19 protein-coding genes are annotated in these 17,075 nt (G+C 73.0%); 5 read left to right on the forward strand and 14 right to left on the reverse strand.

The window, feature by feature from the left end; all coding sequences use genetic code 11:
• Positions 1–69: 69 nt before the first annotated feature.
• The 5 genes from coaD to ACIO5E_RS37575 form a co-directional block, all read right to left on the reverse strand.
• On the reverse strand, positions 70–561 hold the full coding sequence (gene coaD / locus ACIO5E_RS37555; protein WP_400676691.1) for a pantetheine-phosphate adenylyltransferase: 492 nt from the start codon (positions 559–561) through the stop codon (positions 70–72).
• 49 nt (positions 562–610) lie between these two features.
• Positions 611–1,195, reverse strand: a complete 585-nt coding sequence (gene rsmD / locus ACIO5E_RS37560) for a 16S rRNA (guanine(966)-N(2))-methyltransferase RsmD (RefSeq protein WP_280685310.1) — start codon at positions 1,193–1,195, stop codon at positions 611–613.
• Positions 1,196–1,330: 135 nt separating this feature from the next.
• Positions 1,331–1,864, reverse strand: coding sequence for a hypothetical protein (locus tag ACIO5E_RS37565; protein ID WP_280686268.1), 534 nt, complete (start codon positions 1,862–1,864; stop codon positions 1,331–1,333).
• 105 nt (positions 1,865–1,969) lie between these two features.
• Positions 1,970–4,189: an ATP-dependent DNA helicase RecG gene (gene recG, locus ACIO5E_RS37570; RefSeq protein ID WP_400676694.1), complete on the reverse strand. Its 2,220-nt coding sequence runs from the start codon at positions 4,187–4,189 to the stop codon at positions 1,970–1,972.
• Between the two features lie 53 nt (positions 4,190–4,242).
• Positions 4,243–5,874, reverse strand: a complete 1,632-nt coding sequence (locus ACIO5E_RS37575) for a DAK2 domain-containing protein (RefSeq protein ID WP_400676696.1) — start codon at positions 5,872–5,874, stop codon at positions 4,243–4,245.
• Between the two features lie 282 nt (positions 5,875–6,156).
• Here ACIO5E_RS37575 and rpmB point away from each other — a divergent pair, with 282 nt between their 5' ends.
• A complete protein-coding gene (rpmB, locus tag ACIO5E_RS37580) occupies positions 6,157–6,342 on the forward strand; it encodes a 50S ribosomal protein L28 (protein WP_014138233.1) in 186 nt (61 codons plus the stop codon).
• Positions 6,343–6,491: 149 nt separating this feature from the next.
• On the opposite strand, the gene thiD is transcribed toward rpmB, so the two are convergent.
• The 3 genes from thiD to ACIO5E_RS37595 all read right to left on the reverse strand — a co-directional run bounded on the left by thiD (position 6,492) and on the right by ACIO5E_RS37595 (position 9,538).
• Positions 6,492–7,337 carry a bifunctional hydroxymethylpyrimidine kinase/phosphomethylpyrimidine kinase gene (gene thiD / locus ACIO5E_RS37585; RefSeq protein WP_400676698.1) on the reverse strand — a complete coding sequence of 282 codons (846 nt, stop codon included), beginning with the start codon at positions 7,335–7,337 and terminating at the stop codon, positions 6,492–6,494.
• A 23-nt stretch (positions 7,338–7,360) separates the two neighbouring features.
• Positions 7,361–8,386, reverse strand: coding sequence for a 6-phosphofructokinase (locus ACIO5E_RS37590; RefSeq protein ID WP_400676700.1), 1,026 nt, complete (start codon positions 8,384–8,386; stop codon positions 7,361–7,363).
• Positions 8,387–8,572: 186 nt separating this feature from the next.
• Positions 8,573–9,538 carry a thiamine-phosphate kinase gene (locus ACIO5E_RS37595; protein WP_280686263.1) on the reverse strand — a complete coding sequence of 322 codons (966 nt, stop codon included), beginning with the start codon at positions 9,536–9,538 and terminating at the stop codon, positions 8,573–8,575.
• Positions 9,539–9,743: 205 nt separating this feature from the next.
• Between ACIO5E_RS37595 and ACIO5E_RS37600 the strand changes: the two genes are divergently transcribed.
• Entirely contained in the window at positions 9,744–9,977 is a 234-nt protein-coding gene (locus ACIO5E_RS37600) for an Lrp/AsnC ligand binding domain-containing protein (protein WP_280686262.1), read from the forward strand.
• Positions 9,978–9,997: 20 nt separating this feature from the next.
• Positions 9,998–10,516: a DUF3515 domain-containing protein gene (locus ACIO5E_RS37605; RefSeq protein ID WP_400676702.1), complete on the forward strand. Its 519-nt coding sequence runs from the start codon at positions 9,998–10,000 to the stop codon at positions 10,514–10,516.
• A 109-nt stretch (positions 10,517–10,625) separates the two neighbouring features.
• Here the strand turns inward: ACIO5E_RS37605 and ACIO5E_RS37610 are convergent, their stop codons facing one another.
• From ACIO5E_RS37610 to ACIO5E_RS37620, 3 genes are all read right to left on the reverse strand, one after another.
• Positions 10,626–11,771 carry a D-alanine--D-alanine ligase family protein gene (locus ACIO5E_RS37610; protein WP_400676704.1) on the reverse strand — a complete coding sequence of 382 codons (1,146 nt, stop codon included), beginning with the start codon at positions 11,769–11,771 and terminating at the stop codon, positions 10,626–10,628.
• 62 nt (positions 11,772–11,833) lie between these two features.
• Positions 11,834–12,817 (reverse strand): NAD(P)H-dependent glycerol-3-phosphate dehydrogenase, encoded by a 984-nt coding sequence (locus ACIO5E_RS37615; protein WP_400676736.1) that lies wholly within the window; start codon positions 12,815–12,817, stop codon positions 11,834–11,836.
• Positions 12,818–12,831: 14 nt separating this feature from the next.
• On the reverse strand, positions 12,832–13,653 hold the full coding sequence (locus ACIO5E_RS37620) for a lysophospholipid acyltransferase family protein (RefSeq protein ID WP_400676706.1): 822 nt from the start codon (positions 13,651–13,653) through the stop codon (positions 12,832–12,834).
• Positions 13,654–13,884: 231 nt separating this feature from the next.
• On the opposite strand from ACIO5E_RS37620, the gene cofC reads away from it, so the two are divergent.
• Positions 13,885–14,568: a 2-phospho-L-lactate guanylyltransferase gene (gene cofC / locus ACIO5E_RS37625; RefSeq protein WP_400676708.1), complete on the forward strand. Its 684-nt coding sequence runs from the start codon at positions 13,885–13,887 to the stop codon at positions 14,566–14,568.
• A 56-nt stretch (positions 14,569–14,624) separates the two neighbouring features.
• A complete protein-coding gene (locus tag ACIO5E_RS37630; RefSeq protein ID WP_280686257.1) occupies positions 14,625–14,846 on the forward strand; it encodes a hypothetical protein in 222 nt (73 codons plus the stop codon).
• Positions 14,847–15,064: 218 nt separating this feature from the next.
• Here the strand turns inward: ACIO5E_RS37630 and ACIO5E_RS37635 are convergent, their stop codons facing one another.
• The 3 genes from ACIO5E_RS37635 to leuD form a co-directional block, all read right to left on the reverse strand.
• Positions 15,065–15,814, reverse strand: a complete 750-nt coding sequence (locus ACIO5E_RS37635) for an HU family DNA-binding protein (protein ID WP_400676710.1) — start codon at positions 15,812–15,814, stop codon at positions 15,065–15,067.
• Positions 15,815–15,947: 133 nt separating this feature from the next.
• Positions 15,948–16,295 (reverse strand): hypothetical protein, encoded by a 348-nt coding sequence (locus tag ACIO5E_RS37640; protein ID WP_400676712.1) that lies wholly within the window; start codon positions 16,293–16,295, stop codon positions 15,948–15,950.
• Positions 16,296–16,477: 182 nt separating this feature from the next.
• A complete protein-coding gene (gene leuD, locus ACIO5E_RS37645) occupies positions 16,478–17,074 on the reverse strand; it encodes a 3-isopropylmalate dehydratase small subunit (protein WP_400676714.1) in 597 nt (198 codons plus the stop codon).
• Between the last annotated feature and the right edge of the window lies 1 nt (position 17,075).

Raw genomic sequence — 17,075 nt, forward strand, 5'->3', positions numbered from 1 at the left:
GGACAAGCCGTGACGAACCGGCAGAAACGGACGGCTGCCCGGCTCCGGCCGGCGCCCCTCGCGCTCCGGTTACTGCTGGGCCCTGCGCTCCGCGATCCGCTCGACCAGCCGCCGGTGCACCGTCTCCGGCAGCAGGTGGGAGACGTCCCCGCCGTACGCGGCGACCTCCTTGACCAGCGTCGAGGAGAGGAAGCTGTAGGTCGGGGAGGTCGGCACGAACAGCGTCTCCACGCCGGTCAGGCCGTGGTTCATCTGGGCCATCTGCAGCTCGTAGTCGAAGTCGCTGACCGCGCGCAGGCCCTTGATGATCGCGGGGATCCCGCGCTCCCGGCAGAAGTCCACCAGCAGGCCGTGGTACGACTCGACCACCACGTTCCCGAAGTCCGCGGTGACCTCCTCGATCAGGCCGATCCGCTCCTCGACGGTGAACATGCCCTGCTTGTTCCGGTTGATCAGGACCGTGACATGGACCACGTCGTACAGCTTCGAGGCCCGCCCGATGATGTCGAGGTGACCGTTGGTGATCGGGTCGAACGAACCGGGACAGACGGCGCGGCGCATGGCGTGTGTGCTCCCTCGTGGGGTGACGGCTGCTGCGGGCCTCGGCCCGCTACTCGTGCTGGCTGGCCTCGGCGGCGGCGCGACCGTACCAGAGCGTGCCCTCGCCGTAGCGGCGCGAGCGCAGCACCTCGAAGCCCTCGGGCCAGCCGAACTCGCCGCCACGGGTGCTGCGCTCCACGGTGACGAGTGCGTCCGCCGCGAGCCAGCCCCCGGCCAGGAGTGTGATCAGCATCTCGCGCAGTTCCTCGTCCGTCACGGCGTACGGCGGATCGAGGAAGACCAGGTCGTACGGGGTCTGCGGGGGCGGGCCCGCGATCACCTTCTCCGCCTTGGCGGCCCGCACCTCCACGCCCGGCAGGCCGATCGTGCGGACGTTCTCCCGGATCACCCGCGCCGCCTGGCCGTCCGCCTCGACCAGCAGGACGTGTCCGGCACCGCGCGACAGCGCCTCCAGACCGACCGCGCCCGATCCGCCGAACAGGTCGAGCATCCGGGCCCCGTGCAGGGTGCCGCGCAACGCCTCCAGGGTGGAGAACATCGCCTCGCGGGCCTTGTCGGAGGTCGGACGGGTGCCCCGGCCTGGCGGTACGGCCAGCCGGCGGCCGCCGGCCAGCCCGGCGATCACGCGGGTCATGGTGGTGGAAGGTCCTTTCGTCGCTGCCGCACCACGCTATCCCGCCCCGAGGTCTGGGAGCGCCCCGGAGGCGGGCGGACGAGCAGCGGCCGTGGCCCCGCCGTGCCGGTCGGCTGGGCCACGGCCGCTACCCGCTCAGCTGGCCTCGGAGCCCGCCGACTGGGCCGGGACGGCCGCGCCGAGCAGCGCGGGCGAGGCGTAGCGGGACCAGGACAGGCAGCCGTCGGGCGGGCAGAACTCGGGGCGGCGCGGGTCGTGCCCGAGCTCGCGCAGCTTGGTGCGGACGGAGTCGGGCGTACGGCCGAAGCGGGCGGCGATCCGGGCGACGGTCTCGCCGTCGTGGAAGCGCCGGACCAGTTCCTCCTCGTGCTGCGGCACCCAGGGGGCGCCGTGGCCGGGGTACAGCTCGCGCAGCACGTCGCGGTCGGGGATGGGCTCGGAGACATCGGCGACGATCGCCAGCGCCCGCAGCGCGCGGTTGAGCGCGATCCGCAGCGAGGCGACGTCCTCGACCGGCAGGCGGAGCTTGCCCGAGGCGAGCGGCTGGGCGGCCGCCCCCTCGCGCCAGCCGGTCAGGGTGAGGGTGACCTCGCGGTCGTCGTCGCTGGCGAGTTCGATCCGGAAGACCTTGTCGCCCAGCGGGAGCTCGTTGAGATGACGGAATGCCATGGCAGGACCCCCAAGTGTCGTGCCAGGTACGCACCTTGGGGGTGCGCCCTGAACACCTTCATTCTCTCGCGGGGGTCTGACAATTCCGGGGCCGCGGCGGCCCGCTCAGCCCTTCTCCATGTAGGCCGCGCGGTCCTCGTCGAGCAGGCTCTCCAGCGCGGTGCGCAGCTCCGGGTGGGCGGCCAGCTCCCGGTCCTCGGCGACCAGCCGGGTGGCCTCCGTCCGGGCGGTGAGGATGACCTCCTCGTCCTCCAGCACCGAGAGCACCTTGAGCGAGGACTTCACCCCGGACTGCGCCTGGCCCAGCACGTCGCCCTCGCGGCGCTGTTCGAGGTCGATCCGGGACAGCTCGAAGCCGTCCAGGGTGCCGGCCACCGCGTCCAGCCGGGCCCGGGCCGCGCTGCCCGCGGGCATGTCGCTGACCAGCAGGCACAGGCCCGCCGCGCTGCCGCGGCCGACCCGGCCGCGCAGCTGGTGGAGCTGGGAGACACCGAAACGGTCGGCGTCCATGATGACCATCGCGGTGGAGTTGGGGACGTTGACGCCGACCTCGATGACGGTGGTGGCGACCAGGACGTCGACCTCGCCGGCCGTGAACCGGCGCATCACCTCGTCCTTGGCCTCCGGGGCCAGCCGGCCGTGCAGGATCTCCACCCGCAGGCCACTCAGCGGGCCCGTGACCAGCTTCTCGGCCGTCTCCACCACCGAGAGCGGGGGCCGCCGTTCGTCGCTCCCGGCGCCGGCGTCGGGAGCGACGTCCTCCAGGTCCTCCTCGCCCGCCCTGCGCTTCTTCCTCGGCTCGGCGGCGGGCTCCTCGTCCCCGATCCGGGGGCAGACCACGTACGCCTGGTGGCCCTTGTCGACCTCCTCGCGGACGCGTTCCCAGGCCCGGGTGAGGAAGTTGGGCTTCTCCAGCGCGGGGACGACGTGGGTGGAGATCGGCGAGCGGCCGGCCGGCAGCTGGTCGAGGACGGAGGTCTCCAGGTCCCCGAAGACGGTCATCGCGACGGTGCGCGGGATCGGGGTGGCGGTCATCACCAGCAGGTGCGGCGGCTGCTCGCCCTTGGCGCGCAGCGCGTCCCGCTGTTCGACGCCGAAGCGGTGCTGCTCGTCGACCACCACCAGGCCGAGGTCCTGGAACTGGACCTTGTCCTCGATCAGCGCGTGGGTGCCGATGGCGATGCCCGCGTCGCCGCAGGCCATGTCGAGCAGCGCCTGGCGGCGCGCCGGGACGCCCATCGAGCCGGTCAGCAGCACCACCCGGGTGCCGAGTTCGGAGCCGCCGAGCAGACCTCCCTCCGCCAGGTCGCCCATCATCTCGACGATCGAGCGGTGGTGCTGCTGGGCCAGCACCTCGGTGGGTGCGAGCAGCACGGCCTGCCCGCCCGCGTCGACCACGGCGAGCATGGCGCGCAGCGCGACGAGCGTCTTGCCGGAGCCGACCTCACCCTGGAGCAGCCGGTGCATCGGGTGCTCGCCGGCCAGGTCGGCCGCGATCTCGGCGGACACCTTCTGCTGGCCCTCGGTGAGGGTGAACGGCAGCCGGGCGTCGAAGGCGTCCAGCAGGCCGCCCTCGCGGGCCCTGCGCGGGACGGCGGGCAGCGCGGACTCGGCCGCCCGGCGCTGGGCCAGGGCGACCTGGAGGACGAAGGCCTCGTCCCAGCGCAGCCGACTCTGGGCGCGCTCTCGGTCGGCCTGGCTGCGCGGGCGGTGGATCAGCTCCAGCGCCTCGGGCAGCGGGATCAGCTCGTGCCGCTCGCGCAGCTCGGCGGGCAGCGGTTCGCCGACGTCGCCCAGGTGCTTGGTGAGGGCCGTCTCGATGCAGATCGACAGCTTCCAGCTGGGCATCTGCGCGCTGGCGCCGTAGACCGGGATGAGCCGGCCGGCGAACTGCCGGGCGGCGTCCGACCCGGCCTCCTCGTCGAGCAGTTGGTAGTCCGGCGAGACCAGTTGACGGCTGCGGTTGAAGACCCCGACCTTGCCCGCGAACAGGCCCTGGGCGCCGGCCCTGAGCTCCTTCTGCCGCCAGCCCTGGTTGAAGAACACCAGTGAGAGCCGGCTGCGGCCGTCGGTGACGACGACCTCCAGCCGGTCGCCCTTGCGGCCGCGGAACGGGATCAGGGTGACCTTCTCGATCCGCGCCAGCACGGTGACGTGCTCGTCGATCTCCAGCTCGTCCAGGCTGGTGAGCTGGCCGCGTTCGACGTAGCGGCGCGGGTAGTGGTGCAGCAGGTCCCCGACCGTGCGCAGCTTGAGGCTGTCGGCGAGCACCTTCGCGGTGCGGTCGCCGACGAGTTTGGTCAGTGGTTCATCGAGAGCGCCCATCAGCCCCCTGTTTACACCACGGGACCGACAATCCGGGCCCCACGCCGGCCGGCTCACTCCACCCCGATGAGCAGCGGCGCGGACTCCTGGCCGCCGTGGAAGACCACCGCGTCGACCTCGGGCCGCCGGTGCCGGGCGTGCGCCACCAGGTGGTCGGCGAGCGCCTCGTCGGCGCCCTCGCCGAGGACCAGGGTGACGAGTTCGCCGCCCGCGCCGAGCATCCGGTCCAGCACGCTCGCCCCGACCTCGGCCAGTCCGGCGCCGATCACCGCGACGTCGCCGTCGATCAGGCCGAGCACGTCGCCGGCCTGGCAGACCCCGGCCATCGTCCAGGACTCCCCCTCGGCGACGGCGAGTTCGGCGTACCGGGTGGCACCGGCCGCGGAGGTCATGGCGACCACGTCCTCGTCGAAGCGGCGGCCGCCCTCGTGCACCGCGAGCGCCGCCAGCCCCTGCACCGGCGAGCGGGTGGGCAGCACGGCGATCCGTACGCCCTCCTCGCGCAGTTGGTCGGCGGCGGCCCCGGCGGCGGCGCGCAACTCGGGGTCGTTGAGCAGCAGGACGACCTCGCGGGCGGCCGAGCGGCGGACGGCGGCGGCGAGTTCGGCGCTGGCCGGCGGGCGGTCCGGGTCGGCGTGCAGGGCGACGGCGCCGGCCTGCTCGCACAGTTCGGCCAGGCCCCCGCCGGACACCACGGAGAGCACCGCGCGGGCCCGCTCCGCGCGTTCGCCGCGCTCGGCGGCGCTGCCGGCCCGGGCGGCGGCCTCGGCGAAGTGCGTGATCCGGATCTGGTGCGGGCGCCCGGCCTCGACCCCGGCCTCCACGGCGGCGCCCGCGTCGTCCACGTGGACGTGCACGTTCCACAGGCCGTCGCCGCCGCCGATCACCAGCGAGTCGCCGAGCGCGCCGAGCCGCCCGCGCAGCGCGGGCAGGGCCTCGTCGGGTGCGTCGAGCAGGTAGATGACCTCGAAGGCGGGGTGGCCGGGGCCGGGCGGCCGGACGTGCACCTCGCAGCTCTCGACGGCCCGGAGGTCGCCGCGCAGCGCGACCGGGCCCATCGGCTGCTGCCCGGCGACGGCGTCGGCGAGCGCGCCGAGGACGGCGACCAGCCCGCGCCCGCCGGCGTCCACCACCCCGTTCTCGGCCAGCACGGCGAGCTGTTCGGGGGTGTGCCGCAGCGCGTCCCGGGCGGCCCGGTAGGCGGTGTCGGCGACCTGCGCGAGCCCGTCCCCGGCCCGGACGGCCTCCCGGGCGGCGACCCTGGCGACGGTCAGCAGGGTGCCCTCGACGGGCTCCGCGACGGCCTGGTAGGCGGAGTCGGCGGCCCGCTGCAGGGCGGCCCGCAGCTGGTCGGCGCCGCCGCCCTCGGCGAGCGTCTCGGCGGTGCCGCGCAGCCACTGGGCGAGGATCACGCCGGAGTTGCCGCGGGCGCCGACCAGCGCGCCGCGGGCCATCGCCCGGATCGTGTCGGCCAGGCCGGGGGCCGGCTCGGCGGCGGGGTCGGCGAAGCGGCTCTCCACCTCGGCGGCGGCGGACTCGACGGTCAGGTAGAGGTTGGTGCCGGTGTCGCCGTCCGGGACGGGATAGACGTTGAGCGCGTCGATCTCCTCGCGGGCCTGGCCGAGCGCGCGCAGGGCGAGCTGGCACCAGGTGCGCACGGCCGGGGCGTCGAGCGTGTGCAGCACCAGGTCTCCTCCGGATGGGACGCCGCGATGGCCTGAGAGTGAACGGCGAGGGGTGATACCGGCAGGTTATCGGGGGCCGGGGAGGGTCACCGGGACCGGCGACCGGAGCGATCACCCGGCCGGTCATGGTAGTTTCGTTGAACCGGAGCAAGCGTTGTATGCTCTTCCGGTTGCCTGGAACAATCCGGGCTCACCCTTCGGCCCGGTCCGGTTCACGCGAGTGCTCCGCTGGTCCAGCGGGGTTGTCGAACGTAAATGATCTGAAGTCTTGGAGTGACTCCTGTGGCTGCCAACTGCGACGTCTGCGGCAAGGGGCCGGGCTTCGGCAACAGCATCTCCCACTCGCACCGCCGTACCCCCCGTCGTTGGAACCCCAACATTCAGACGGTGCGCGCTGTGATTGGGCGGACGCCGAAGCGGCTCAACGTCTGCACCTCGTGCATCAAGGCCGGTAAGGTCTCGCGCTGACGCGCAGACCGGCATGCCGGTCCTCCAGTGGAGCCGGTTCATCCTCGGATGAACCGGCTCCACTGTTTTCGTTCTCCGGCCGGGGCGTTCCCTCCGCTCCCGGGAGTTCCCGCGGGTGGGCGGGCCCGGTGACCCGCCCACCGTCCGGATCAGCGCCAGCGCCAGGCGTGGTCGACCGGGCCGATCCCGGCGCCGAGCGCGAAGCCCCCGGCGATCGCGCCGGTGATGTACTCCTTGGCCGAGCCGACCGCCTCCGGCAGTGACTCGCCCTTGGCCAGCCCGGCCGCGATCGCGCTGGCCAGGGTGCAACCGGTGCCGTGGGTGTGCCGGTTGTCGTAGCGCGGCGCCCGGTACCAGTGCACCTCGCCGGGCCCGCCGTAGAGCAGGTCGGCGGCCTCGCCCTCCAGGTGGCCGCCCTTGACCAGCGCCCAGCGCGGCCCGAGGTCGAGCAGCGCCTTGGCGGCGTCCAGCATCTGCCCCTCGTTCTCGACCGTCCGGCCGGTGAGTTGCGTCACCTCGTGCAGGTTGGGGGTGGCCAGGGTGGCGACCGGCAGCAGCCGCTCGCGGACGGTGGCGACGGCCTCGGCGGCCAGCAGGGCGTCCCCGTGCTTGGAGACGCCGACCGGGTCGACGACCACCGGGGCGGACACTCCGGCGAGCAGGTCGGAGACGGTCTCGACCAGTTCGATCGACGCCAGCATGCCCGTCTTCACGGCCTGCACCCCGATGTCGTCGACCACACTGCGGAACTGCGCCCGGACGGCCTCGGCGGGCAGTTCCCAGTAGCCCTGGACACCGAGCGAGTTCTGCGCGGTGACGGCGGTGATCACGCTCATGCCGTGGACGCCGAGGGCGAGCATCGCCTTGAGGTCGGCCTGGATGCCGGCACCGCCGCCGGAGTCGGAGCCGGCGATCGTGAGCACCCGCGGCGGGGCGGGCGAGGGGCCGGGCGGGACCTGCCGGCCGGGGGCGGGGGTGGGAGACGGGTGGACCATGGGGTCAACCTACCTGCGGTGGTTCAGAGCACGGCCTCGGACTCCACCCAGCGGTCCTCCGGCACCGTCTTCAGCCTGGTCACCGCGTCGGCGATCGGCACCAGTTCGATCCCGGTCCGGCGCAGCGCGGTGAAGTGGCCGAACGCGCCCTGGTGGACGGCCTCGACGGCGTGCCAGCCGAAGCGGGTGGCGAGCACGCGGTCCCGGGCGGTCGGGGTACCGCCGCGCTGGGTGTGGCCGAGGATGACCGGGCGGGCCTCCTTGCCGAGCAGGTTCTCCAGCTCGTGGGCGAGCCGGTTGCCGATCCCGCCGAACGTCCGGTGGCCGTACTGGTCGACGTCGCCGTGGTCGAAGCGCATGGTGCCCGGCAACGGGGCGGCGCCCTCGGCGACGGCGATGATGGCGAACTTCTTGCCGCGGTCGAAGCGGTCCTCGACCATCCGGGCCACCGCCTCGATGTCGAAGGGCTTCTCCGGGATGAGGATGCCGTGCGCGCCGCCGGCCATGCCCGCGGTGAGGGTGATCCAGCCGGTGTGGCGACCCATCAACTCGACCACCATGACGCGCTGGTGGGACTCGGCGGTGGTCTTGAGCCGGTCGATCGCCTCGGTCGCGACGTGCACCGCGGTGTCGAAGCCGAAGGTGACGTCGGTGGCGTCGATGTCGTTGTCGATGGTCTTGGGCACCCCGACCACCGGAAGTCCGGCGTCGCTGAACAGCTTGGCGGCGGTCAGCGTCCCCTCGCCGCCGATCGCGATCAGCGCGTCGATGCCGATGTCCCGGGCCAGCGTCTTGGCGTTCTCCACCGCCCAGGCGATCCGCTCGCGCTGCACCCGGGCGGAGCCCAGGACGGTGCCGCCGAGGGTGAGCAGGCCGGTGACGTCGTCGTGCGAGACCGGCCGGGTGCGGCCCTCGATCAGACCGAGGAAGCCGTCCAGGATCCCGACGATCTCGTAGCCGTGCACGTCCGTTCCCCGGTGCACCACGGAGCGGATCACCGCGTTGAGGCCGGGGCAGTCGCCGCCGCTGGTCAGTACACCGATACGCATGGCTGGTGCGCTCCCGCTCGCAGTGGTTCAGACCACCCGCACCGGACGGCGGGCGGGCTCGGTCGTCGCCAGCCTACGCACAACGGGCCCGCGAAACCGTGCGCCGCACGTCGGGAGCGTCACGCGCCGCACCGTCGTCCGGGCGCCATCCGCCGCGCGCCGTACGACAATCGGCGGGGTCGGCCCTCACTCGGCGAAGTGGTCCCAGCCGCCGACCCGGTCCCAGGGCGCGCCGTCCACCGTCACCCGGCCGCTGCGGCTGCCCCGGGGGCGGCCGGTCACCTCGCCCACCACCCGCCAGCGGGCCGGGAGTTGGACCCCGCGCGGGAAGGTCGCCACGATCGCGTGGTCCTCGCCGCCGGACAGCACCCACACCAGCGGGTCCACCCCGACCGCCTGCCCGATGTCGGCCATCTGCGCCGGGACGTCGAAGTCGGCGGCCTTCAGATCGATGTCCACCTCGCTGGCCCGGGCCACGTGGCCGAGGTCGGCGACCAGCCCGTCGCTCACGTCGATCATCGAGGTCGCGCCCAACTCCGCGCCGGCCGGGCCCGCGTGGTACGGCGGCTCGGGCCGGCGGTGCGCCTCGACGAAGGCGCGCGGGGAACGGAAGCCGCGCTGCAGCACGGTCAGTCCGGCGGCCGACCAGCCGAGCCAGCCGGTCACCGCGATCACGTCGCCGACCTGCGCGCCGGAGCGTGTCACCGGCGCGCGCCCCTGCAGGTCCCCGAGCGCCGTGATGGCCAGCGTGACGGTGTCGCCGCGCACCACGTCGCCGCCGACCACCGTCGCCCCGGCCACCTGGCACTCGTCGCGCAGCCCGTCCATCAGCTCGGTGGCCCAGGTGGTGGGCAGGTCGGCGGGGGCGACCAGGCCGAGCAGTATCGCGGTCGGCACCGCGCCCATCGCGGCCACGTCGGCGAGGTTCTGGGCGGCGGCCTTGCGGCCCACGTCGTAGGCGGTGGACCAGTCCCGACGGAAGTGCCGGTTCTCGATCAGGACGTCCGTGGTGGCCACCACCCGGCCGTCCGGCGCCTTCACCACCGCGGCGTCGTCACCCGGGCCGAGGTCCACCGCGTCGGTGAGCGGCACCCGGGCGGTCAGCTCCCTGATGAGACCGAACTCGCCGAGCTCGCCCACGGTCCCCTGCATCTGCCGTCCTCTCGCGTTTCCATCTGAACTCGTCCCCGCCGCGCCCCCGCGCGCAGCGTACGCCCTTCGGAGGGCCCGGGGTCTCCCCTCCCCGGCCCACCCCGGGGTAGCGTGGTGATCAGACTGCCGGTGAGCCCGTTCCCACCCCGACGCCTGGCCGGGCGATCACGGCGGCGATCCCCGTAACCGGCCGCCGGAGGTCCCCGTGGTACAGGCATACATCCTGATCCAGACCGAGGTCGGCAAGGCCACCGCAGTGGCCCAGTCGATCTCCGAGATTCCCGGCGTCCTCCGGGCCGAGGACGTCACCGGCCCGTACGACGTGATCGTCCGGGCCGAGGCCGACACCGTGGACGACCTGGGCCGCCTGGTGGTGGCCAGGGTCCAGCAGGTCGAGGGCATCACCCGTACCCTCACCTGTCCGGTGGTCCACCTGTAGGGCCCGCATACCATCGGTGGGTGGCTATCGAACTCCGCGTCCCCAGGGCCCTGGCGGCCCTGCCGGCCCCGATCCGCTGGCTGGCCCTGCCGCTCGCGCTGACCTGCACGGTCGTGGTGCTGCTCGGCAGTTGGGGCTCCGCCGACGACCAGGTCGCGGCCCCGCAGCCGGGCGGCAAGGCGGCCGGGTACTGCCGGGCGCTGGCGGCGGCTCTGCCGCGGGAGCTGCTCGGGCACGCCCGCAAGGACCCGTCGCCCGCCTCGCCGTACGTCGCCGCGTGGGACACCACGCCCCGCACGGTGCTGCGCTGCGGCGTCGACCGCCCGGAGGCGCTGGACGGCGAGCACGCCAAGGACTGGTCGCCGACCGTGGACGACGTCACCTGGTGGTCGCAGAAGCTCACCGACGGCGGCTACCGCTTCGTGACGACCATGCGCGCCGCCTACGTCGAGGTGACCGTCCCGGCCGGGGCCGCGGCCAACCCGTTCGACCCGGCCGCCGCCCTCACCGGCGCGGTGAAGGCCACCATCCCGGGCTGACGACCGGGAGACGACGGAGGGCGGGCCGGGTAGCCCCCGGCCCGCCCTCCGTCGTCGAAACCGCCGGCGTCGAGACCGCTGCCGTCGAGGACAGCCGGCGCCGGACCCGCTACCGCAGGCCGGTCGAGCGGCTCAGCGCCGTCCGGAGCAGCCGGTCGATCAGCTCCGGGTAGGACAGCCCGGTGGCCTCCCACATCTTCGGGTAGGCCGAGATCGGGGTGAAGCCGGGCATCGTGTTGATCTCGTTGACCATCCAGGTGCCGTCCTCCAGCAGGAAGAAGTCCACCCGGGCCAGGCCCTCGCAGCCGAGCGCCTCGAACGCGGCCACCGCCTGGCGGCGGATCTCGGCGGTCCGCTCGTCGTCGATCTTCGCCGGGATCTGCACCTCGGAGGAGTCGATGTACTTGGCCTCGAAGTCGTAGAAGTCGAAGCCGTCACCGACCAGCACCTCGGCCGGGAGGCTGGCCCGCGGGCCGTCCTCGAACTCCAGCACGCCGCACTCGATCTCGCGGCCGGTCACACCGGCCTCGATGATCAGCTTGGGGTCGTGCCGGCGGGCCTCCTCGATCGCGGCGTCGAGGTCGGCCAGGTCCTTGACCTTGGTGATGCCCATGCTGGAGCCGGCCCGGCAGGGCTTCACGAACAGCGGCAGGCCGAGTTCGGCGGCCCGCTCGCGCACCGCGGCGCGGCCGTCCTCGGTCTCCCAGTCGCGCGGCCGCACGATGGTGTACCGGCCGACGCCCAGGCCGTGCGAGGCCAGGATCCGCTTGGTGAACTCCTTGTCCATGCCGACCGCGCTGGAGAGCACGCCGTTGCCGACGTACGGCACGCCGGACAGCTCCAGCAGGCCCTGCAGGGTGCCGTCCTCGCCCCAGGGGCCGTGCAGCAGCGGGAACACCACGTCGACCTCGCCGAGGGCCTTGGGGGCGCTTCCCGGCTCGCTCAGGAGCACTTCCCGGTCGCCCGGGGCGACCGGCAGCGCGACCTGCCCGGCCACGGACTCGGCGACGCCCGGGACGTCCGGCATCCGGCCGTCGGTGATGGCCATCCGGGCCGGCTCGTCGCTGACCAGCGCCCAGCGGCCCTCGGGGGTGATCCCGATCGGGAGCACCTCGTACTTCTCGCGGTCGATCGCCTTGAGCACGCTGCCGGCGGTGACCACCGAGACGCCGTGTTCGGAGCTGCGTCCGCCGAAGACCAGCGCGACGCGCGGCTTCGCAGCGGACGGGTTCGGGGAGGACTGTTCGATGCTCATATCGGGTTTGAGACTACCGTGCGACGTGTTTCCGGGACGTCAGCCGCCCCCGAGGCACCGCCTCAGCGCCGCTCGGCCTTGGCCGAACGGGACATCAGGGCCTGCAGCGCCTCCTGCGTCGGCCGGCCGTTGTGCACGACGTCCACCACCGCCTCGACGATCGGCATGTCGACCCCGTTGCGCCGGGCCAGGTCGAGCACCGACTCGCAGGACTTGACGCCCTCCGCGGTCTGCCGGGTGGCCGCGATGGTCTCCGCGAGCGACATGCCCCGGCCCAGGTTCATGCCGAAGGTGTTGTTGCGCGACAGCGGCGAGGAGCAGGTGGCGACCAGGTCGCCCATCCCGGCGAGCCCGGCGAAGGTGTGCGGGTCGGCGCCGAGCACCTCACCGAGCCGGGTGGTCTCGGCCAGCCCACGGGTGATCAGGGTCGCCTTGGTGTTGTCGCCGAGGCCCATGCCGGCCGCCATGCCGACCGCCAGGCCGATCACGTTCTTGACCGCGCCGCCGAGCTCGCAGCCCACCACGTCGGTGTTGGTGTACGGGCGGAAGTACGGCGTGTGGCAGGCCGCCTGGAGCCGCTTGGCGACCGCCTCGTCCGCGCAGGCGACCACGCTGGCGGCGGGCTGCCGGTTGGCGATCTCCCGGGCCAGGTTGGGCCCGCTGACCACCGCGACGCGCTCCGGGCCGACCTTGGTGACCTCGTCGATCACCTCGCTCATCCGCTTGGCGGTGCCGAGTTCGATGCCCTTCATCAGGCTCACCAGCACGGTCTGCGGCTCGATCAGCGGCGTCCAGGCGGCCAGGTTGTCGCGCAGCGTCTGCGAGGGCACCACCAGGACCGCGAAGTCGGCGCCGGCCAGCGCCTCGGCGGCGTCGGTGGTGGCCCGGACGGAGCCCGGCAGCGGCACGCCCGGCAGGTAGTCCGGGTTCTCGTGCGTGGTGTTGATGGCGTCGACGAGTTCCTGGCGGCGGGCCCACAGGACCACCTCACTGCCGGCGTCGGCCAGCACCATCGCGAAGGCGGTGCCCCAGGAACCGGTCCCCATCACGGCGCAGCGGGTCACCGGCCGACCTCCTCGTCGTTGCCGCCCTTGGCGCGCCGGCGTTCGGCGGCGGCCGCCGCGGCCCGGCTCCGGGCCGCCTTGCGCATGTCGTAGCGCTCGGCGGGCGGCTCCTCGCCGCGGATGTCGGCCAGCACCGCGGTGATCGCCTTCATGATGTCCTCGGTCGCGTCGTTGAGCACCTGGGCGGTGAGCTCCTGGCCCTCGTAGCGGCTCAGGTCCACCGGGGGCCCGGCGGCCACCGTGACCTTGTGGCGCGGGAAGAGGTTGAACTTGCCCCGGCCGTAACCGGGCCGGCCGTACGGCGGGATGATCTCGTGCGCTCCCCAGTGCGCGACCGGGACGACCGGCGCGCCGGTCATCAGCGCGACCCGGGCGACCCCGCTCTTGCCGGTCATCGGCCACAGGTCCGGGTCCCGGGTGAGCGTGCCCTCCGGGTAGAACTGCACGCACTGGCCGTCGTTGATCGCGTCGATCGCGGCCCGGAACGCCTGCGCGGCGTCGGTGGACTCGCGGAAGACCGGAATCTGGCCGGTCTTGCGCAGCATGAATCCGATGAAGGGAATCGAGAACAGCGAGGACTTGCCGAGAATCCGCGGCGGACGGCCGCTGTTGTACTGCCAGTGTGCGTAGATCACCGGGTCGATGATCGAATTGTGATTCACCGCGGCGATGAAGCCGCCTTCCGTCGGAAGGTGCTCCCAGCCCCGCCAGTCGGGCTTCACCAGGGCGGTCGTCACCGGCTTCACCAGCACGGCCGCGAAGCGGTACCAGATGCCGTAGTCGGCGTTGCCGAACTTGGCGTACGAGCGGCGGGCCACCCCAGGTCCTCCTCATCCCATGCGGCACGTGGGGTGCCGCGTCATAACCTCCCGGCGCCGCGCACCGGTACCCGACCGGTGCCCGGGTCACGGGCGCGGAACAGTGTCGCCCGGCTGCTCACCGGCTGTCGAGCGACCGCGCCAACCCGCCCGGCAGGCGTGATCAAACGCACGTCCGCACAGTTCGGACGGCCTGGCGAGGGCTCCGGGACCGGCGACACAATGACGCCGATGACCCAGGACACCGTACGCCCCAGCGGGCCCGTCGCGCCCCCCGCACCCACTGCCGACTGGTCGCTGGTGCTGCCGCTCAAGCCGCTCGCCCTGGCGAAGAGCCGACTGGCCCCGTACGCCGGGCCGCACCGGGCGGACCTCGCGCTGTCCTTCGCGCTGGACACCGTCACCGCCGCGCTGGCCACCCCGGGCGTCGCCCGCGTCCTGGTGGTCACCCGGGACGCGTCGGCCGGCGACCGGCTGGCGGCGCTGGGCGCGGTCGTGGTCGCCGACGAACCCGGCGGGGGCCTCAACGAGGCGCTGGCACACGGCGCATCGGCCGCCCGGTCGCTCGCCCCGCGCTCGCCGCTGGCCGCCCTCTCGGCGGATCTGCCGGCCCTGCGCCCGGTCGAACTGGCCCGGGTGCTGGGCGCGGTGCCGCCGGCTGGCCGGGCCTTCCTGCCGGACTCCCCCGGCCTGGGCACCACACTGCTCGCCTGCACCCCCGGCCGCCCGCTCGCCCCCGCCTTCGGGAACGGCTCGCGGGCCCGGCACGCGGCCGGCGGGGCGCTCGAACTGTGCCTGGCGGACGTGGAATCGGTGCGCCGGGACGTCGACACCGGCGCGGACCTCGGCGAGGCCGCGGTGCTCGGCCTCGGCCCGTACACCAGCCCCCTGTTCGCCCGCCTGGGACGGGGCTGACCGGCACCCCGCGGGACGGCGCCCGGCCGCCGCGGACCGCTCGCTATGCTGCTGGCATGCAGGCCACCGCGTTCACCTTCGACCCCGCCACCCGGGCCGGCTCCGTGCTGCTCGACGACGGGACCCCGGTCCCGTTCGACGCGGCCGCCTTCGACGCCGGCGGTCTGCGGCTGCTGCGGCCCGGCCAGCGGGTGCGGATCCGCACCGAGGGCTCCGGCGAGGCCCGCCGGGTGGTCTTCGTGACGCTGCAGACCTTCCCCGACCCGGCCGAGGGCTGACCCTCCCCCGCTGGTCCTGCCCGCCGGTCCGGCCCGCCTTCCGCACGCCCGCCTCCGCGCACCCGCGCCGTGGCCGCCGTCCGCCGTCCGCCGTCCGCCGTCGAATGTTGACTAAGCGCCCGGAAATCGAAAGAGCCGCGGCGACCCGGTCTCCGCAATTCACGGAGGGGGGTGCCGCGGCTCTCTGCCGAAGGCCGTCCGAGGACCGCTGCGCGGGACTACTTGGCAGAGGTCTTGCGCGCGGTGGTCTTGCGGGTGGCGGTCTTCTTCGCCGGAGCCGTCTTCTTGGCGGTGGCGGTCGCCTTCTTGGCGGTCGCGGTGGTCTTCTTCGCGGCGGCGGTGGTGGTCGCCTTCTTGGCGGCGGCAGCCGTCTTCTTGGTCGCGGTCGCGGTGGTCTTCTTCGCGGCGGCGGTGGTGGTCGCCTTCTTGGCGGCGGCAGCCGTCTTGGTGGCGGCGGCCGTCTTGGTGGCGGTCGCCTTCTTCGCGGCGGTGGCCGTGGTCTTCTTGGCGGCAGCCGTGGTGGTCGCCTTCTTGGCGGCGGCCTTCTTGGTGGCCGGAGCGGCGGCGGCGGCCGTGGCGGCACGCTTGGTGGCGGCACGCTTGGCGGCCGGGGTGGCGGCGACGCCGCTCTTGCCCGGGGTGAGGGAGCCCTTGGGGGCCTTCTTCACCGAGGGGCCTTCCTTCGGCAGCTTCTTGCTGCCGCTGACCAGGTCCTTGAAGCCCTGGCCGGGACGGAAGCGGGGCACCGAGGTCTTCTTGACCTTGACCTTCTCGCCGGTCTGCGGGTTGCGGGCGAAGCGCGCGGAGCGCTCCACCTTCTCGAAGGTGCCGAAACCGGTGACCGAAACCCGGTCACCGGCCACAACGGCACGGACCATGGTGTCGAGCACTGCGTCGACGGCCTCTGCGGCAGCCTTGCGACCGCCCAGCTGCTCGGCCACCGCTTCGACAAGCTGAGCCTTGTTCACGTCTTCCCCTTCGGAAACGGGCGCCGGATGATTCCATCCGTTCTTTTCGCACGTTAGGTATGTATCTGCGGACTTTCAATTACCAAACGCGCGAATCACCCTAGTGTCGCAATGGATTTGCGCGTCGGCGACCTCAGTCGACGGGCGGGCGCCCCTCGTCGAGGTCATGTACAAAGCGACTCAACCGCCTTGCCGCCTCCGGAAGATCGCGCTTGGCGGTCTCGGTGACGATGAGGAGTTGACGGGAGAGAGCGGTCTTTGCATCGGCAGACACGTTCAGCGCATGCACGCGGGCGTGAGCTTGCTTCAACCGCTCGGCCACAAGCGCGTAGAGCGCTGCGACTTCCTGGTCGTCCGGCCCCTCAGCTGGTGCGGAGGTGACGTCCGGCCGATCGTCAATTCGGCGTTCGGCTCCCCGGCCCATGGACTCCGGAGTCGCGGGTTCGCCGCCCGCGTACGGAGGTTCATGGTGCCGGTGCATGTACTGATTGTGCCATCTACCCGCAGTTGTACTTGCGCGGGGCCCTCTCGGGCAAAGCCAAATGGGCAATCCGGGGTGGGCCGCGCCGCTAACTCGTGCTCCGGAACGGCGGATGGCCCGGCCCCCCCGAAGGGGAGCCGGGCCATCCGCCGGATCGTCAGAATGCTTGTTCTGAAGGGATCTCAGGCAACCGGCAGAGTACGGGGCTTGAAGGCCGGGCGGGTCGCTTCGAAGGCCGCGATGTCGGCCTCGTTCCGCAGTGTGATGCTGATGTCGTCCAGCCCGTTCAGCAGCCGCCACCGGACGTTGTCGTCCAGTTCGAAGGAGGCTGTGATGCCTTCGGCACGCACTTCGCGGGCCTCCAGATCAACGGTGATCTCGGCCGAAGGGTCACTCTCGGTGAGCGCCCAGATCCGTTCCACGGTCTCCTGCGGCAGGACGACCGTCAGCAGTCCGTTCTTCAGGGAATTCCCACGGAAGATGTCGGCGAAGCGGGACGAGATGACCGCGTGGAAGCCGTAGTTCTGCAGCGCCCAGACGGCGTGCTCGCGCGAGGAGCCGGTGCCGAACTCGGGGCCGGCCACCAGGACCGTGGCGCCCTGCCGCTCGGGCCGGTTGAGGATGAACGACTCGTCCTTGCGCCAGGCCTCGAACAGCCCGCCCTCGAAACCGGAACGGGTGACCTTCTTGAGCCAGTGGGCCGGGATGATCTGGTCGGTGTCCACGTTCGAGCGCCGCAGCGGAACGGCCCGGCCGGTGTGGGTGGTGAACTTCTCCATG

It is taken from the genome of Kitasatospora sp. NPDC087314, assembly GCF_044744365.1.
Lineage (GTDB): Bacteria > Actinomycetota > Actinomycetes > Streptomycetales > Streptomycetaceae > Kitasatospora.

What these genes read in the sequence shown, in the direction of transcription:
- coaD (WP_400676691.1), bottom strand. Translation starts at nt 561, where the DNA reads ATGCGCCGCGCCGTCTGTCCCGGTTCGTTCGACCCGATCACCAACGGT.
- rsmD (WP_280685310.1), bottom strand. Translation starts at nt 1,195, where the DNA reads ATGACCCGCGTGATCGCCGGGCTGGCCGGCGGCCGCCGGCTGGCCGTA.
- ACIO5E_RS37565 (WP_280686268.1), bottom strand. Translation starts at nt 1,864, where the DNA reads ATGGCATTCCGTCATCTCAACGAGCTCCCGCTGGGCGACAAGGTCTTC.
- recG (WP_400676694.1), bottom strand. Translation starts at nt 4,189, where the DNA reads ATGGGCGCTCTCGATGAACCACTGACCAAACTCGTCGGCGACCGCACC.
- thiD (WP_400676698.1), bottom strand. Translation starts at nt 7,337, where the DNA reads ATGGTCCACCCGTCTCCCACCCCCGCCCCCGGCCGGCAGGTCCCGCCC.
- ACIO5E_RS37590 (WP_400676700.1), bottom strand. Translation starts at nt 8,386, where the DNA reads ATGCGTATCGGTGTACTGACCAGCGGCGGCGACTGCCCCGGCCTCAAC.
- ACIO5E_RS37595 (WP_280686263.1), bottom strand. Translation starts at nt 9,538, where the DNA reads ATGCAGGGGACCGTGGGCGAGCTCGGCGAGTTCGGTCTCATCAGGGAG.
- ACIO5E_RS37610 (WP_400676704.1), bottom strand. Translation starts at nt 11,771, where the DNA reads ATGAGCATCGAACAGTCCTCCCCGAACCCGTCCGCTGCGAAGCCGCGC.
- ACIO5E_RS37615 (WP_400676736.1), bottom strand. Translation starts at nt 12,817, where the DNA reads ATGGGGACCGGTTCCTGGGGCACCGCCTTCGCGATGGTGCTGGCCGAC.
- cofC (WP_400676708.1), top strand. Translation starts at nt 13,885, where the DNA reads ATGACCCAGGACACCGTACGCCCCAGCGGGCCCGTCGCGCCCCCCGCA.
- ACIO5E_RS37630 (WP_280686257.1), top strand. Translation starts at nt 14,625, where the DNA reads ATGCAGGCCACCGCGTTCACCTTCGACCCCGCCACCCGGGCCGGCTCC.
- ACIO5E_RS37640 (WP_400676712.1), bottom strand. Translation starts at nt 16,295, where the DNA reads ATGCACCGGCACCATGAACCTCCGTACGCGGGCGGCGAACCCGCGACT.
- leuD (WP_400676714.1), bottom strand. Translation starts at nt 17,074, where the DNA reads ATGGAGAAGTTCACCACCCACACCGGCCGGGCCGTTCCGCTGCGGCGC.